This window comes from Flavobacterium limnosediminis JC2902, from assembly GCF_000498535.1.
Lineage (GTDB): Bacteria > Bacteroidota > Bacteroidia > Flavobacteriales > Flavobacteriaceae > Flavobacterium > Flavobacterium limnosediminis.
Genome location: NZ_AVGG01000005.1, coordinates 1 through 16,188, shown reverse-complemented (window position 1 = coordinate 16,188; position 16,188 = coordinate 1). Strand labels below are relative to the sequence as shown.

Below are 16,188 nucleotides of genomic sequence, written 5' to 3'. Positions count from 1 at the left end.
AGTAGAAAAGTATATTAAAACTTACAATTTGACTAATTTTATAAAAAATACAAAATAATGAAAAACCTTATTATAGCCATCGCCTTAGTGTTTATTGCGGGTTGTCAAGGGCAAAACCAAAATAAAAAAACAATGGAAACAGCAGAAAACAAACAAACAGTGAAACAAAGTATCTATCAGTTTAAGGTAAAAGACATCGAAGGAAAAGAATTTGATTTCGCTACCTTAAAAGGAAAGAAAGTTATGGTGGTGAATACCGCTTCCGAATGCGGATTAACACCACAATACGAACAGTTGCAAAAAGTATATTCAGAATACAAGGACAAGGATTTTGTAATTATCGGTTTTCCAGCCAATAATTTCGGGGCACAGGAACCGGGAAGCAATCAGGAAATCAAAGCATTCTGCACTAAGAATTACGGAGTTACTTTTCCGATGATGGAGAAAATTTCGGTTAAAGGGGAAGATATGCATCCGATTTATCATTTTTTAACCGAAAAGTCCAAAAACGGATTGGAAGACAGTCATGTAGAATGGAATTTTCAGAAATTTTTAATTAACGAAAACGGCGAACTGGAAAACGTAATCAGTCCGAGAGTTTTACCCAATGACAAAGAAATAATTGATTGGATAAAAGGATAGTGAGAAGTATTCAGTAATTAGCGAATCAAAATATAAAATCCCAAAATTGAATAGTCAGTTTTGGGATTTTTTTTTGAAGTATTCAGAAATAGCTTCGTTGTGCCTTCGTGTCTTTGTGGCAGAGAAAAAACTATAAAATTAATTGTACGAAAACCGAATCCAGCCAACGGTCAAATTTATAACCTGTTTCTTTAAGCTGACCCGCTACTTTGAAACCCAATCGTTCGTGAAAAGAAATGCTTCCCTTGTTTTCTGAATCGATAACACCAATCATCGTGTGCAGTTTTTGCAGTTTTGCTATTTCGATCAGTTCTTTCAGAAGGGTAGAACCAATGCCGTTTCCGGTATAATCCCTATGGACATAGACCGAATGTTCAACAGTAAATTTATAAGCTTCCCTAAATCGGAACCGACCGTAAGTTCCGAAACCAACAATCATTTCATCTTTTTCTGCAACGATAAACGGGAAATTGTTATCCTTTTTTTCTTTAAAGATGGCTATTTGCTGCCCTAATGTTCTTGGCTCATAATCATAAATTGAAGTCGAATTCAAAATTTCATGATTGATGATTTTTAAAACAGAAGGCATGTCTTCAACGGTTGCCTGACGGATACTAATGCTCATTTTACTTTATTTTTCCTATCAAAATTAGTGAATAAAAAATACAAGTCAAAGGGATTCAGGGAATAAGAAGTGTAAGAATTCCTATCTGTGGATACGGTATTAATAATTTATTAAAAAAACGTAACTTTATTTATGATTTTTCAGTTTTTGTGTAGTTGTCTGTACCTGATTGATTTGGTGAAAAATTTCCTAATCGCATAAAGAAGCATTTGGTTGTTTAGGGTTATAATGACTTAAAATCACTATATTTATTTTTAATACAAAATGGAGTTGAATGAATTTTAAAAAAATTTCAAAAATAGTACTCATTCTATACTTTTTGAATCTATTCCTGTACAGCTTATTTTCAATAGTAAGCATTGAGGAAATGACAGAGGTTTTTTGGTTCATAAGAATTCCTATTTTACTGATTCTCTATTTTATAACCTCACAAAAAAGAAGCATACTTTACATTGCCGCACTGTTATTGTATCAGCTGGCATCCGTATTTTTTTATTTTGGGACGCCGGCCACATTTATTTACGGCACTTTTTCATCAATGCTTTTTAAGTTGTGCCTGGTGCTGTTGATTCTTGGTTTGGTAACCAGAAGAAATTTCAAAGCAATAAGTATTGCTTTCATTCCTTTTTTTGTAATCTATCTGTATATTATTGAATTTGTGGTAAGCCATTTGGGTGACAGTTATTATATATGGATTTTAAATGCGTTTTTCACATCATTTATCGGAGGTGTCGCCATTATTAATTATGTACACAATCCGGGTCACAAAAACTACTGGTTATTAATTAGTTCCATTTTATTTATTGTTCAAATCGCCGCATTTTTTATCAATAAATTTTACATTAAAAACGAAGGTATTTATCAGATGGTGATTTTGTCCTACGGAATTTCACATTACACATTCTACAGATTTATGATCATGAAGGAAGAGGAACAATTGCATTCCTGAGAGCGGAACTTTGTGTTTTTACAACATCCTAATATTTGTATCTTTGTGACTTAGCGACTTTAAAAATGACTTACCCAAAAATACCTTTAGCCCAAAGTATACTTGAAATCTGTAAAGCTAAAGACCTTCTTGATATTGTAATCTCGCCGGGTTCCAGAAATGCTCCTTTAACTATTGGTTTCGCAAGTAATCCGGAATTTAACTGTTACAGTATAGCCGATGAACGTTGCGCCGCTTTCTTTGCATTGGGGATGGCACAGCAAAAACAAAAACCGGTTGCGCTTGTTTGTACTTCAGGTTCTGCAGTTCTGAATTACTACCCGGCCATAGCAGAAGCTTTCTACAGCCAGATTCCGCTGGTCGTTATTTCAGCCGACCGTCCGAAAAGTAAAATAGATATCGGTGACGGACAAACCATCCGCCAGAAAAACGTGTTTGAGAATCATATCCTCTTCAACGCCAATTTGCATGAAGACGCTTCTGATGAAAACGATCTTAAAATTAATGAAGCGATTAACGTTGCTGTAGCTCAAAAAGGTCCGGTTCACATCAATGCGCCTTTTGAAGAACCTTTGTATGAAACGGTCAGCGAACTTTCAGTAAAACCGACGATTGTTGATTTTCCGACAGAAGAACCTTTGCTGCCAAACCTCGATAGCTTCGTAAACCAATGGAATTCTTCGAAAAAGAAACTGATTTTAATCGGAGTTAATAATCCAAATGAAATTGATCAGGCTATTTTAAATCAATTGGCAAACGACCCGTCTGTGGTGGTTATGACCGAAGTGACATCGAACGTGCATCATCCGAATTTCATCTCAAATATCGATACCATAATCACGCCATTTACGGAAGAAGATTTTAAGGAATTCCAACCTGAAATTCTCATATCCATAGGAGGAATGGTGGTTTCGAAACGTATCAAAGCGTTTTTACGGAAATACAAACCAAACCAGCATTGGCATATCGATTCATTCAGGGCTTATGATACTTTTGATTGTCTGACGCAACATTTTGAAGTGAGTCCGAATCAGTTTTTTACCGAATTTCTTCCGAAAACCAATGTGACTGAAAGTAATTATCTGCAAAATACGTTAGCTTTAAAAGCGTTCCGAAAAGATAAGCACAGTGATTACCTGAAGACCATTCCGTTTTCGGATATGAAGGTTTTTGAAACGATTCTGCCGATGTTACCGGAAAATAGTCAGTTACAGATCAGCAACAGTTCGCCTATCCGATATGCACAATTATTTCCTGTTCACCCTAGTATCGAGGTGTTTTGCAACCGGGGAACAAGTGGTATCGACGGAAGTACGTCGACCGCAATAGGCGCCGCTTTGGCATCGGAAAAACCCACAATTATGATTACGGGTGATGTGAGTTTCTTTTACGACAGCAACGCGCTTTGGAACAATTACATTCCGACAAATTTCAAAATCATTCTGATTAATAATAGTGGTGGAGGAATTTTCAGGATTCTTCCCGGACATCAGGAAACTCCTGTTTTCAATACTTTTTTTGAAACTGCACATACATTAACCGCGGAACATCTGGCGAAAATGTATGGATTTGATTATTTCAGAAGTAATACTGAATCGGAACTGCTATCAGAAATGAGTTCGTTTTTAACTGCCGAAAAACCGGCGATAATGGAAGTGTTCACACCAACGGAAGTCAATAATAAAATACTGTTAGAGTATTTTAAAAGTCTGACATTTTAGGAAAAATATTGAAAAGGCTTTGAAACTTTGTACCTTTGCCACTTTGAAACTGAGATTATGATCGAAATAGGAAAATACAATACGCTTACAATATTAAGAGATACGAAGGTTGGTTTGTTTTTAGGTAACCCTGAACTTGACCCGGAAGGTACTCACGATATACTGTTGCCAAACAAATACGTACCCGCCGATTTTAAAATTGGCGATGAAATCACCGTTTTTGTATACCTCGATCATGAAGAACGACCGGTTGCCACTACCTTGGAGCCTTATATTTTTCTGAATGAATTTTCATTGCTTCGAGTGAATTATATCAACGAGTTCGGAGCCTTTATGAACTGGGGTATGGAGAAGGATTTGTTTGTTCCGTTTAAAGAACAGGCGCGTCCGATGGAGCAGGGGAAACGTTATCTTGTGTACATGTATAAGGACGAAAAAACCAATCGTCTGGTGGCATCAAGTAAATTGAATCAGTTTCTTACCAATGACGATATTACTGTTGAAGTAGGCGAGGAAGTGGATTTAATCGTTTCACACATTACCGATTTGGGTATCAATGTTATCATCAACGAAAAGCACAAAGGCTTGTTGTATTTAAATGAAGTTTATGATGATTTGCGTACCGGCGACCGAATTGTAGGTTTCATAAAAAACATCCGCCCCGACGGAAAAATTGATGTTTCTACCCGTAAATTGGGTTTTGAAAACATCGAACCAAGTTCACAGGTAATTTTAGATGAACTGAAAGCCAGCAGAGGTTTTCTTCGTTTAAATGATAATTCGCATCCTGAAGACATCAAAACCGTTCTAAAAATGAGTAAAAAAACGTTTAAAAAAGCCATTGGTTTGCTTTACAAACAGAAACTCATTGATATTAAAGAGGACGGAATCCATTTGTTGTAAATCAACTACTTACTGTTAAAATGTACTAAAATCTGATTTTAGTTCGTTTTTATTTTTACATTTGTATATACAATTATTGTATAGTAATGAAAAGAGACGAATTTATTAAAACGATACTAGGAGGAGCGGCTATGGCAACGTTACAACCATTTTACAACTGGACAAAGGATTTAAGCGAAGAAGATACTAAACATCCTGTTTTGTTTATAGGTCATGGTTCTCCCATGAACGGTATTGAAGATAATCAGTTTTCCCAAACCTGGAAAGCCATGGGGAAGGAAATTGTGAAACCTAAAGCGGTTTTGGTGATTTCTGCGCATTGGTTAACCAGAGGAACACATATTACCGCCATGAACAATCCGAAGACGATTCATGATTTCGGAGGTTTTCCACAGGAGCTTTTCAATGTACAATATCCCGCACCCGGAAATCCGGAATTGGCGCAGGCCACAAAACAATTGATTACTACTACCGATGTTGGCTTAGACCACGACTGGGGTTTGGACCACGGGACATGGACCGTCGTTCGTCATATGTATCCCGATGCGGACATTCCGGTATTGCAATTGAGTATCGATTACAGTAAACCACCACAGTATCATTATGATTTAGCCAAACAATTGGCAGCGCTTCGTAAAAAAGGCGTGTTGATTATCGGCAGCGGAAATATGGTGCACAATCTGAGAATGGTTGCTTGGGACAAACTAAGTGAACCGGAATACGGTTTTGACTGGGCCAACGAAATGAATACGATTTTCAAGAATAAAATCACTGACGCCAATCACAAGGCTTTAATCGATTATGAAACCTTGGATAAAGCAGCGAAATTAGCTATCCCGACTCCTGATCATTATTATCCGATGTTGTATTCATTGGCATTACAGGATAACAAAGACGATATCAGTTTCTTTAATGATAAAGCGGTTGGGGGCTCTTTAACGATGACGTCGGTTAAAATCGGTTAGACTATCTGAATATTAGGGTTGATTTTCAACAACTCCGCAATGAAATTTTCTTTGTCTTTTGGGGAAATGTAAATATCGTCAAACTTGTTATAGGTTATCATTAAGCCATGAGAGCCAAGGGCCGGTTTCAGGATGGCTGATACAAAAACAGTTTTGACATGCTCGATTTTTCGGATTTGACGAATGTCAATTTTACCGCGAATCGGGCCTGAATAATATTTCAGATTATTATCACTGATTCGGTATTTGGTGTCTGACAGTGTCCAAATTAGAAATCCGCCAATCAAACTTAAAAAGATGGGTATTCCAATCGGAATGGATTCTCCTTTTTCATTTTCAGGAATAAAGAAGGAGCTAACTATGCCGAAAACAATCAGCCACAAAAGCGATACAAAAAAAATGTTTTTTGAGGAATAATAGGTTTTCATTGGTTATTTCTGCTATCTACAATCTCATATCTGCAATCTGCTGTCTGTTATCTGAACTAATCCGCTCCATTACCTTCATTCTTGAATTTAAAAGGATAATCCCCAAAATGAGCTGCCAGTTTTTTAGTCTGATACGTTTTGTGTGTGTATTTGTTGGAAAGTGAAATAATTGTCACATTTTCTTTTCGTAAAGTCACCAAAGAAGATGTATTACCATGCCACCAACCGTTATGGAAGAAATAAGTCTGACCCGTTTCAAATTCAAGCATGCGTACGCCCAAGCCGTAATTACGCGTTCCCTTGCGTTCGTAACTGTATCCTTTGAACATTTCGGCTTTCATTTTCTTGCTAAGGAATGCGTCAGAATAGGTAGCGGTTTCAAATTTCAGTAGATCTCTCGGTGTAGAATAAATGTTTTTATCCCCATAAACCTGATCCAAAAACTCAAACGCAAGTCGTAAATAATTGTTTTTATACGACTGACTCACTTCGTCTTTCTTTTTCAGATCGTCAAAAACAAAGGTGTTTTTCATTCCCAGAGGTTCGAAAATCATCTCGTTCATCACCTTGGCATATTTTTTTCCGGACACCTTTTCGATAATTAAAGCCAATAGGGCGTAATTGGTGTTACAGTAGCCGAAACGCGTTCCCGGTTTTGACTCCAATCCGATTGGTTTCGTAGCCAGAATATCCAGCACATCCTGATTGGTAAGCGTTTGTTTTTTGTTCCAAACGCCTTTGTCATCGGTAAAATAAGCGTAATTGCGCAATCCGCTTCGGTGGTTTAACAACATGCGAACCGAAGTTTCAGCATGCGGGAAAGTCGATAGATACGTCTGAACACTTTTATCTAATGCGATTTTGCCTTCATCAACCAGTTTTAAAACACAAACGGCGGTCAGCATTTTACTTACCGAAGCAATGTGGATTGGTTTTTCGGCTGTGATCTTATCGTCTTTTTCTTTGTATGCGTAGCCGCTGTAATTTTCATAGATGATCTGACCGTTTTTGGCAACCAGTAAACCACCGCTGAAATCTTTCGGATTGTAGTGTTTGTTATAGAAATTTTCTACAAAGGTTTTGTTATCGGAAGTGTATTTCGAATTTAATTTCGGAAAACTGACTTCATATTTTTCGGCTAAAAGAACGGTGTCGTTTGGATTGTTTCCGTTTTTTCCGTTTTTGTCATTGCAGCTTAAAAATAAAAATAGTGAAAGTATAGGGATGTATCTTGAAATTCTCATTGTAATTATTGGTAAAAAGCAAATATAATTAACCCGTGCTATTTTCAAAATTCTGAAGCGAATAAAATTCTGTTAAAAATGAAAAATAAACAAAAAGTGAGATAATTATAAAATAAAAAGGCTAACCTTTTGAGTTAGCCTCATTATTTTTTTATAAAAAAAATAAATTCTAACAATTGCATCAGCTGAAAAATAGCACTGAACGCCAATTGTTTTAAAATTTCTTTGTCTTTAAGCAGAGAGTCAAAACTTCATCTCATTAATCCAACATTCGCTTCATAACCCATGGTACTTAAAATAACTTAAAAGAAATTGACTTATTTTTTTGTCAATGTATCTTTTTCTACTTCCACAGGTGCTACTTCATCAGTCTTAATGCTGTCAGTTGCAACAGTATCTACTTGCTCAGTCATCGCTGCTTCAGTTGTTTCTTCAGGTTTAACTTCAGAATTATTTTTACAACTTGTAAATAATACTACAGATAAAAGAGCGACAAAAATTACAGATTTTTTCAAAGAATAACTTTTTTAATTAATAAATCAGTGAACCAACTCCTTGTAAAAGAAGTAGTTAAATTTACGAAAAATCCAAATCAAATTCAAAAGTATTCCAAAACTTTTATGTTAAAGTTATGATGGCTTTTTTTGTTTTCGAATGATTGCCTGCAACCGCTTAATTTGTTTTATTTTTACACTTTAAATTTTAAAATATGAGTACAATTAACTGGAAAACCGTAAAGGAGTTTGAAGATATAACGTATAAAAAATGCGATGGTGTGGCACGTATCGCTTTCAACCGTCCGGATGTGCGCAATGCATTTCGTCCTAAAACAACTAAAGAACTTTTGGAAGCGTTTCACGATGCTCATGAAGATACTTCAATCGGAGTGGTTTTACTTTCTGCCGAAGGACCTTCTTCCAAAGACGGTATCTGGTCGTTTTGCAGTGGCGGCGATCAAAAAGCCAGAGGAAAACAAGGGTATGTGGGAGATGATGGTTACCATAGATTAAATATACTGGAAGTACAACGATTAATTCGTTTCATGCCAAAAGCCGTAATTGCGGTTGTCCCGGGATGGGCTGTTGGTGGCGGACACAGTTTACACGTGGTTTGCGATTTAACCTTGGCGAGTAAGGAACACGCAATTTTCAAACAAACGGATGCTGATGTAACCAGTTTCGACGGTGGTTACGGTTCGGCTTACCTTGCAAAAATGGTCGGACAGAAAAAAGCCCGCGAAATTTTCTTTTTAGGAAGAAATTATTCCGCTCAGGAGGCTTTCGATATGGGAATGGTAAACGCGGTTATTCCTCACGCAGAATTAGAAGACACGGCTTACCAATGGGCACAGGAAATCCTTGAAAAATCACCGATCTCCATCAAAATGCTGAAATTCGCCATGAATCTTACCGATGATGGTATGGTGGGGCAACAGGTTTTCGCCGGAGAAGCGACTCGTTTAGCGTATATGTCAGATGAAGCGATTGAAGGCCGAAATGCATTCCTTGAAAAACGTAAGCCTAATTTTGAGAAGAAGTATATTCCTTAATTGAGGAATAGAGAATAGAGAATAGAGTCAAGAAGCAAGAGGGAAAAGGGAAAAGGGAAAAGGGAAAAGTAAACTTTATACACAATCCTACTTATCCCTTGCTACTTATCCCTTGTAACTAAAAAAAAATAACTGTGAGTTTTACCAACGATACTATTAATATAGAAGAACTTCCCAAATTTGAGGAGGTTTCACTTCTGCCGTTGCATAAGGATTACTGGAAAATCATTCTTATAACCAATTTTGTTTTTCTTTTGGTGATGGGTATCGGTTTGGGATTCTTTTTGTTTTTTTCAGAAGAAGCAAGCGGGTATTGGCATTTCCTTTTGTTGGGAATAGTTGCTTTAATTTTACTTTCTGTAGGATTCGGAAAACTTAGTTTTAAAAAGCGTGGTTATGCTTTCAGACAGCATGATGTGCTATACAAAAGCGGCATCATTTCAGAAAACACAACGATTATTCCTTACAGTAGAATTCAGCATGTGGCTTTGCATGAGGGGTTTATTGCAAGACAGTTCGGACTGGCCTCAATACAGATTTTTACCGCTGGCGGAGGCAACAGTGATATAGAAATTCCTGGAATAGAAAAAGATAAGGCGCAGGATATTAAGCAGTTATTGATGTCAAAACTAACCACGGATGTAGCTAATACTGCTGTTGAAAATGAGTAAATCCGATTTTAATCAGCCACAACGGCAATCCTTAATTGGTGTTTTGGTAATGTTTACCGATACGCTGCAAAAGATAGGTCGTGCTCTATGGCCTATTTTAGTGATTTGGATTTTCAAATTCAACGAAATGAACAAGCTGTATCTGGCGTTGGGTTTTGTCGGAGTGGTTTCGGTAGTGGGTATTGTTGCTTATTTACAGTATCTGAATTTTACCTTCTATATCGACGACCAAAACGACGAATTCATTATTCATAAAGGAGTGCTGAATAAGTCAAAAATTGCCATTCAGCTACATAAAATTCAACAGGTAAATATCAATCAGTCGTTGGTTCAGAAAATCATCGGCGTGCATGCCTTAGATATTGATACCGCCGGAAGTACTAAAAAAGAGGTTTCCATTCGCGCCATTTCACACGATCTGGCCGTTGCTTTAAAAACAAAATTGTTAAGCGAAGCCAAAGCGGTTTCAGTAACCGGAGAATCATCGGAAGCAATTCATACCAATACTGAAAAACCGTTTATTGCAATCAGCTTTTTAAGTCTGATAAAAATCGGAATAACATCCAATTACGTTCGCAGTTTCGGTTTATTGCTGGCTTTTTTCTTCACGGTCTTCGAGAATATCCAAAACCTGGCACGCAATTCTGAAGCAATGGACAAAGTGGATGCCGAAATAGAAACCTACATCAATCAGAATATGGCGATGTATTCGATGATGATTCTTATTATTGCCGTATTTTTTCTGATTTTGGTGATTAACCTGTTTCGTACGATCATCAAATATTTCGATTTCAGAATCACAAAACAGAACCATTCGTTATTGCTTTCTTTCGGATTGCTTTCCACAAAGAACACCATCATAAAACCTGAAAAGGTGCAGATTGTTGCGTTGAGTCAGAATTGGCTGCAAAAGAAAATGAATGTGCTCAATTTCAAAATCAAACAGGCTTCCGGGAGCGAAACGGAAAAAGAGAATAAAAAATCGGCCATCGAAATTCCGGGTTGTGATGAACTTGAAAAAGATACCATTCTGAAACTACTGTTTGGACAAATTCCGCAAAAAGGAGTAATGCTGAAACCCAATTTCAGAAAGTTATTGTTTCCGACATTATTCTTTATCATCATTCCCGTCTTAGCAATTATTGGTTACGGATTTACCGCCAATGACAAAGTATTCGACTATATTTTCTTCTTGCCGGTATATCTTATTTTTGTTGGACTGCTGCTTTACTTCGGATTCCGGAATTACCGTTTGTTTGTAAATGAGCAGTATATCATCAGGCAAAGCGGCGCATGGGATATTGATAACGAAATCATCGAGCCTCATAAGATTCAGGCGATTAAAGTCAGCCAGTTCTTCTGGCACAAGCGCGCCAATATTGGAAGCGTAACCATAACAACAGCCGGAGGGGATTTGTCCTTTCATTTGGGGAATTTTACCAAGGTTAAGGAACTGGTGAATCTGTGGTTGTATCAGGTGGAAACGACTAAGGAAAATTGGATGTGAGTTAGTAGTTAGTGTTTAGTAATTAGTCGTTAATGATTAGAAGTAAGGGTAAAATGTATATGGAGAAATTGTTAGGTTTCCTTGAAAAGAAAAGTATAATCATTTTGGTTTTAAGTGTTTTTGTTTTAGGATACTGGATTGGGGTTAATTCGATGCAAGATATATATCGCTACGCTATCGTGGGAGCTGTATACGAACTTTTATGGTTTCCTTTTCTGATGTTGTTTTTTCTGTTGCCGATACTAAATTTGGTAATGCTTGTTAAAAGTAAATTTAATTTTAAAAGAACATGGCTTTATGCCTTGATTATAAATTGTCTGACGATATTTTATTTGTTTAAAATGGTCGGATAGTAGAATAATAGTATGAAAAAATGGATACAAGCCGCAAGGCTCAGAACGTTACCGCTGTCGGTTTCGGGAATAATTATAGGAAGTGCTTACGCTTATTTTCAGGGATTTGAAAATTGGGCAATCGTTATTTTTGCACTGCTTACCACTTTAGGATTTCAGGTGCTTTCCAATTTCGCTAACGATTACGGTGATGGAGTAAAAGGAACGGATAACGAGCACAGAGTCGGTCCGCAACGCGCCATTCAAAGCGGAGCCATTACCGCGCCACAAATGAAAACAGCAATCATAATTACTTCCGCATTATCGCTGATTTCTGCTGTAACACTTATTTATATTTCCTTCGGGAAAGAAAATTTCGGCTATTCGCTGTTGTTTTTCGTTTTAGGAATTGCTTCCATAATCGCCGCCATAAAATACACGGTTGGGAAAGGAGCTTACGGTTACAGTGGCTTCGGAGATGTTTTCGTGTTTATTTTCTTCGGATTGGTAAGTGTTTTGGGTTCGAATTTCCTTTTCACAAAACAATTTGATACGGTTCTGGTTTTACCGGCAGTCGCCATCGGATTATTGAGTGTAGCCGTTCTAAACCTGAACAACATGCGCGATATCGAAAATGACCGAAATTCTGGCAAAAACACCATTGTTGTAAAAATGGGATTGCAGACCGCAAAATATTACCATTACAGCATAGTTGTTCTCGCGATATTGGCTACAGTTGTCTTCTCTTTTTTAACAGAAATAAGTTATTTCGGAGTATTATTCATAGCCATTCTGATGTTCCGCCACTTAAAAACAGTTCAGAAAGCAAAAACGTACACCGATTTCGATCCTGAACTAAAAAAAGTAGCTTTAGGAACCTTTGCCTTGGCAATAATTCTTTCATTAACTTTGACAATCTTCTACTAATCTAAAAAATACGATCCATGAAAATTACATTTTACGGTCATGCCTGCGTCGGAATTGAAGTTAGCGGCAAACACATTTTAGTCGATCCGTTCATCACAGGAAATCCAAACGCTTCTAATATCGATATCAATACTTTAAAAGCGGATTATATCCTGGTTACACACGCACATCAGGATCACGTTCTGGATGTCGAAGCCATTGCCAAACGAACCGATGCCATCGTGGTTTCCAATTATGAAATCGCCATGCACTTCGGACACAAAGGCTTAAGTTACCACCCAATGAACCACGGCGGAAGCTGGAAATTCGATTTCGGAACCGTAAAATACGTTAACGCCATTCACACAAGTTCCTTTGCAGAAGGCAGTTACGGCGGACAACCGGGCGGATTCGTAATCGAAGGCGAACACAAAAATATTTACATCGCAGGCGACACGGCTTTAACGATGGACATGAAACTCATCCCGATGCGCACCAAATTGGATCTAGCGATTTTGCCTATCGGAAATAATTTCACTATGAATGTCGACGACGCCATCATCGCCTCCGATTTTCTGGAATGCGACAAGATTCTGGGTTACCATTATGATACCTTCGGATTCATTGTAATAAACCACGAGGAAGCGATTAAGAAATTCTTCGACAAAGGAAAAGACTTAATGTTATTGGAAATAGGCGGTTCAATAGATTTATAATTTTTTGGAGAGTCCCGATAGTTATCGGGAGGTTCGTTTTTTTTTGGAGCGAATGGCTTGGGCATTTTTGGAGGCCATGTTCCCGCTTTCCGTTCTACTTCGTGCCACTCCAATCGGGGCTAAAGGATAAACCATTTTCATATCAGTAAAGTTTTGTAATGATTAAAGCTAGTTATCAGAAATACGTACTCAATTTCAAACGTCCTTCAGGAACGTCACGCGGTGTTTTAACCGAAAAAGAAACCTGGTTCATCCTTCTTGAAAAAGACGGTAAAAAAGGAATAGGCGAGTGCGGCATTCTGCGAACGCTGAGTATCGATGACCGACCGGATTATGAAGACAAATTAAAATGGGTTTGCCAAAACATCCATTTAGGGAAAGAAAAACTCTGGGAAGCCATGATGGAATTTCCCTCCATCCAATTCGGAATCGAACAGGCTTTTTTATCGCTCGAAGCAGAGAATCCGTTTCTGTTATTTCCATCTGAATTTACAAAAAGTGAGCAAAGTATTTTCATAAACGGTCTGGTTTGGATGGGGGATGAGGATTACATGAAACAACAAATCGACGAAAAATTAGCCAACGGATTCAAGTGCATAAAGCTCAAAATCGGTGCCATTGATTTCCAAAAAGAACTGGATTTATTACGTTTCATTCGAACCAATTTTGACGCCGAAACCATAGAAATTCGAGTGGATGCCAACGGCGCTTTTGATTTAACAGAGGCTTTAGATAAATTAAATCAATTATCTGGTTTTGAATTGCATAGTATAGAGCAACCGATTACTAAAAACAACACTGACAGGATGGCAGAGCTGTGTAAGCAGACACCTTTTCCAATCGCTTTGGATGAGGAGTTAATCGGCGTGTTTTCCTTAGAAGAAAAAGAAGCATTACTTAAAAAAATTAAACCTCAATACATCATTCTAAAACCTAGTTTAGTGGGCGGCTTCCGAGGTGCGGAAGAGTGGATTGCCTTAGCTGAAAAATACAAAATAGGTTGGTGGATCACTTCAGCCTTAGAAAGCAACATCGGATTAAATGCGATCGCACAATGGACCTTCACACTTCAAAATCCGATGCCTCAGGGTTTAGGAACCGGAGCACTGTATACCAACAATTTCGACTGTCCGCTGGAAGTCAAAAGCGGCCAACTCTGGTACGAAGAAAGAAAAAAGTGGGATACTTCTCAATTAAATTTTAAATAAATCAAAACCTATAAAACTGCTTTACGCGGTTTTTTTTATTCCTTTTATCGAAAAGTTAACGTGTTGTTAAGATTACTACAAATCATAATTCTAAATTAGAGTTCAAATTAATTATCGAATTTTATTACAATTGGTTTAAGAGTACTCAAATACCACAATGGGCACTTAAACTTCCAAAACATTATCCCTTAACGATTTTCGGGATTGAACAATTATTTTAGTTTCCATCCCGTGAAAGACATACTTATGACTAAACTGTAACAATTTTGTTATGGTCTTCAATAGCGTTCATTGTTTAATAAATACCACACCTATGGAAACATTATTACTAAAAAGAGGATTTTGGAGTAATTTGATATTATTCATGAGTCTGCTGTTTTCGACACTCATTTTTGGGCAAACCGTAACACTTGATCAAGCCGATTTGGATTATGCCCCAGGGGAAACAGTTTATATTACTGGAACCGGTTGGCAACCGAATGAAGTAATTAACTTAAGAATAGATCACCTGACGGAACCTATACCCGATCATGGAACGCCCGATCCTCACCTGCCATGGACAGTTGTAGCGGATGGTTCCGGTAATTTCGAAGCGTCATGGTTTGTTACGGAACCTGAATTGAATTCTGACCTTTTGCTTGTTGCCGATGGTTCAGAGTCTGGGTTTACTTATGAAGTGTTTTTTACGGATAGTGTCACTGTAACAGCGGCTACTGGAGGAAATAGTATACTTGCTGATAAAGCCGCTAACTCAACTTCTCCCGCTTATACGACCTTAGAAAATATAGTGATAGTTGAAGGCAATAATGGTGATTTTAATGACTCTGTCACGCAATTAGTGTTGAATGCTCCGAATGGATGGAGTTTTAAAACTTCAGGAGTTAACGCTACAGTTTCAGGCTCCAACGGAGTAGATTTTGCTATTAATGGAAGCATAACTTATACGAGTAGCACCATTACCATTCCTATCTCAGTAAGCGCCAACAATAAAAAATCAACTTTAACAATTAGCGGTGTTGCTGTTATGGCAAATGATGGAGCTGCAATAACAGGTAGTACAGTAAATATTACTCCAACTTTTACTGGTAACATAGCAAATTTAACTACTTCTACAAATCTTGGTTCTTTGTCTCAAGTGGTAGGAGCCCCTAATAAACTAGTAGTAACTTTGCCTGGTCAAAATTTTACCGATGGACCTATACTTGGAACAAGTGGCAATTCCGGAACTGTTACTGCTCAAACGGCTGGAACTGCATTCAATATTGCTAAACTAACGACAACAGACCAGTTTTTCAATATTATTTCTAGTTATAGTGGTCCTAAAACTATAAGTTATACTGGTCCAGGGACAGGTTATGGCGTGCCAACTTATACAACCTCGGTTAATTTTACAAATGGACAATCAATAACATCGCTTGCCACTACACTAAAAAAAGCCGAAACGACTACTATTACGTGCAGCGATACAACTATTACTGGGCCTGCAAGTTCCAGTCTTGTGGTTAATAAGGCAAATACTACCACAATTGTTGCATCAAATTTAAATCCTTCAACATATGGACAGTCTGTTACGTTTACAGCGACCGTGAGTGGTGTAGGTACAGCAACAGGTACGGTTGATTTCAAAGATGGTTCTACTACCATTGGCAGTGCGACATTGAATGGCTCTGGTGTTGCAACCTTTTCAACGTCTTTATTATCTGCTACAACCCACACCATAACAGCTGTATTTCTTGGAGATGGAAACTTTAATACCAGTACATCCCTTGTATTAAATCAAACAGTTGGCAAACGCGCTATTACGGTAACCGCGGATGCAAAA

At 37.6% G+C, this 16,188-nt stretch carries 17 protein-coding genes; 13 read left to right on the top strand and 4 right to left on the bottom strand.

The features are described from left to right. Nucleotides 1-57 precede the first annotated feature (57 nt). Nucleotides 58-642, top strand: coding sequence for a glutathione peroxidase (locus FLJC2902T_RS06040; protein WP_023578892.1), 585 nt, complete (start codon nt 58-60; stop codon nt 640-642). A 130-nt stretch (nt 643-772) separates the two neighbouring features. On the opposite strand, the gene FLJC2902T_RS06035 is transcribed toward FLJC2902T_RS06040, so the two are convergent. Further along, on the bottom strand, nt 773-1,267 hold the full coding sequence (locus FLJC2902T_RS06035) for a GNAT family N-acetyltransferase (RefSeq protein ID WP_023578891.1): 495 nt from the start codon (nt 1,265-1,267) through the stop codon (nt 773-775). Nucleotides 1,268-1,541: 274 nt separating this feature from the next. Here FLJC2902T_RS06035 and FLJC2902T_RS06030 point away from each other — a divergent pair, with 274 nt between their 5' ends. The 4 genes from FLJC2902T_RS06030 to ygiD all read left to right on the top strand — a co-directional run bounded on the left by FLJC2902T_RS06030 (nt 1,542) and on the right by ygiD (nt 5,805). Beyond that, complete coding sequence (locus FLJC2902T_RS06030; protein ID WP_023578890.1) at nt 1,542-2,216, top strand: hypothetical protein; 675 nt, start codon at nt 1,542-1,544, stop codon at nt 2,214-2,216. Between the two features lie 65 nt (nt 2,217-2,281). Next, on the top strand, nt 2,282-3,937 hold the full coding sequence (menD, locus tag FLJC2902T_RS06025; RefSeq protein WP_023578889.1) for a 2-succinyl-5-enolpyruvyl-6-hydroxy-3-cyclohexene-1-carboxylic-acid synthase: 1,656 nt from the start codon (nt 2,282-2,284) through the stop codon (nt 3,935-3,937). 57 nt (nt 3,938-3,994) lie between these two features. Next, nucleotides 3,995-4,840, top strand: a complete 846-nt coding sequence (locus tag FLJC2902T_RS06020; protein ID WP_023578888.1) for a CvfB family protein — start codon at nt 3,995-3,997, stop codon at nt 4,838-4,840. Between the two features lie 131 nt (nt 4,841-4,971). Then, nucleotides 4,972-5,805 carry a 4,5-DOPA-extradiol-dioxygenase gene (gene ygiD, locus FLJC2902T_RS06015; protein WP_211233881.1) on the top strand — a complete coding sequence of 278 codons (834 nt, stop codon included), beginning with the start codon at nt 4,972-4,974 and terminating at the stop codon, nt 5,803-5,805. On the opposite strand, the gene FLJC2902T_RS06010 is transcribed toward ygiD, so the two are convergent. The 3 genes from FLJC2902T_RS06010 to FLJC2902T_RS06000 form a co-directional block, all read right to left on the bottom strand. Continuing rightward, a complete protein-coding gene (locus FLJC2902T_RS06010) occupies nt 5,802-6,233 on the bottom strand; it encodes a PH domain-containing protein (RefSeq protein ID WP_023578886.1) in 432 nt (143 codons plus the stop codon). The genes ygiD and FLJC2902T_RS06010 overlap by 4 nt on opposite strands. Nucleotides 6,234-6,289: 56 nt before the next feature. Next, nucleotides 6,290-7,477: a serine hydrolase domain-containing protein gene (locus FLJC2902T_RS06005; protein WP_023578885.1), complete on the bottom strand. Its 1,188-nt coding sequence runs from the start codon at nt 7,475-7,477 to the stop codon at nt 6,290-6,292. Nucleotides 7,478-7,794: 317 nt separating this feature from the next. Then, nucleotides 7,795-7,992, bottom strand: a complete 198-nt coding sequence (locus FLJC2902T_RS06000; protein WP_023578884.1) for a hypothetical protein — start codon at nt 7,990-7,992, stop codon at nt 7,795-7,797. A 194-nt stretch (nt 7,993-8,186) separates the two neighbouring features. Here FLJC2902T_RS06000 and FLJC2902T_RS05995 point away from each other — a divergent pair, with 194 nt between their 5' ends. The 8 genes from FLJC2902T_RS05995 to FLJC2902T_RS05960 form a co-directional block, all read left to right on the top strand. After that, entirely contained in the window at nt 8,187-9,026 is an 840-nt protein-coding gene (locus FLJC2902T_RS05995) for a 1,4-dihydroxy-2-naphthoyl-CoA synthase (RefSeq protein WP_023578883.1), read from the top strand. 134 nt (nt 9,027-9,160) lie between these two features. After that, a complete protein-coding gene (locus tag FLJC2902T_RS05990; RefSeq protein ID WP_023578882.1) occupies nt 9,161-9,697 on the top strand; it encodes a PH domain-containing protein in 537 nt (178 codons plus the stop codon). Then, nucleotides 9,690-11,204 carry a PH domain-containing protein gene (locus FLJC2902T_RS05985; RefSeq protein ID WP_035677536.1) on the top strand — a complete coding sequence of 505 codons (1,515 nt, stop codon included), beginning with the start codon at nt 9,690-9,692 and terminating at the stop codon, nt 11,202-11,204. The genes FLJC2902T_RS05990 and FLJC2902T_RS05985 overlap by 8 nt, the downstream gene beginning before the upstream one ends. A gap of 59 nt (nt 11,205-11,263) precedes the next feature. After that, on the top strand, nt 11,264-11,557 hold the full coding sequence (locus FLJC2902T_RS05980; RefSeq protein WP_023578880.1) for a hypothetical protein: 294 nt from the start codon (nt 11,264-11,266) through the stop codon (nt 11,555-11,557). A 12-nt stretch (nt 11,558-11,569) separates the two neighbouring features. Then, the gene (gene menA, locus FLJC2902T_RS05975) at nt 11,570-12,463 is read left to right on the top strand and encodes a 1,4-dihydroxy-2-naphthoate octaprenyltransferase (RefSeq protein WP_023578879.1); all 894 of its coding nucleotides are present in this window, start codon (nt 11,570-11,572) and stop codon (nt 12,461-12,463) included. 17 nt (nt 12,464-12,480) lie between these two features. Next, a complete protein-coding gene (locus FLJC2902T_RS05970; protein ID WP_023578878.1) occupies nt 12,481-13,158 on the top strand; it encodes a metal-dependent hydrolase in 678 nt (225 codons plus the stop codon). Nucleotides 13,159-13,319: 161 nt separating this feature from the next. Then, a complete protein-coding gene (locus FLJC2902T_RS05965; RefSeq protein ID WP_035677687.1) occupies nt 13,320-14,366 on the top strand; it encodes an o-succinylbenzoate synthase in 1,047 nt (348 codons plus the stop codon). Nucleotides 14,367-14,679: 313 nt separating this feature from the next. Next, a partial coding sequence (locus FLJC2902T_RS05960) for an Ig-like domain-containing protein (RefSeq protein ID WP_211233879.1) occupies nt 14,680-16,188 on the top strand: 1,509 nt, incomplete at its 3' end.

Bases quoted from the DNA above. Each gene is read 5' to 3' on its own strand.
- FLJC2902T_RS06040 (WP_023578892.1), top strand. From the start codon at position 58: ATGAAAAACCTTATTATAGCCATCGCCTTAGTGTTTATTGCGGGTTGT.
- FLJC2902T_RS06035 (WP_023578891.1), bottom strand. From the start codon at position 1,267: ATGAGCATTAGTATCCGTCAGGCAACCGTTGAAGACATGCCTTCTGTT.
- FLJC2902T_RS06030 (WP_023578890.1), top strand. From the start codon at position 1,542: ATGAATTTTAAAAAAATTTCAAAAATAGTACTCATTCTATACTTTTTG.
- menD (WP_023578889.1), top strand. From the start codon at position 2,282: ATGACTTACCCAAAAATACCTTTAGCCCAAAGTATACTTGAAATCTGT.
- FLJC2902T_RS06020 (WP_023578888.1), top strand. From the start codon at position 3,995: ATGATCGAAATAGGAAAATACAATACGCTTACAATATTAAGAGATACG.
- ygiD (WP_211233881.1), top strand. From the start codon at position 4,972: ATGGCAACGTTACAACCATTTTACAACTGGACAAAGGATTTAAGCGAA.
- FLJC2902T_RS06010 (WP_023578886.1), bottom strand. From the start codon at position 6,233: ATGAAAACCTATTATTCCTCAAAAAACATTTTTTTTGTATCGCTTTTG.
- FLJC2902T_RS06005 (WP_023578885.1), bottom strand. From the start codon at position 7,477: ATGAGAATTTCAAGATACATCCCTATACTTTCACTATTTTTATTTTTA.
- FLJC2902T_RS05995 (WP_023578883.1), top strand. From the start codon at position 8,187: ATGAGTACAATTAACTGGAAAACCGTAAAGGAGTTTGAAGATATAACG.
- FLJC2902T_RS05985 (WP_035677536.1), top strand. From the start codon at position 9,690: ATGAGTAAATCCGATTTTAATCAGCCACAACGGCAATCCTTAATTGGT.
- FLJC2902T_RS05980 (WP_023578880.1), top strand. From the start codon at position 11,264: ATGGAGAAATTGTTAGGTTTCCTTGAAAAGAAAAGTATAATCATTTTG.
- menA (WP_023578879.1), top strand. From the start codon at position 11,570: ATGAAAAAATGGATACAAGCCGCAAGGCTCAGAACGTTACCGCTGTCG.
- FLJC2902T_RS05970 (WP_023578878.1), top strand. From the start codon at position 12,481: ATGAAAATTACATTTTACGGTCATGCCTGCGTCGGAATTGAAGTTAGC.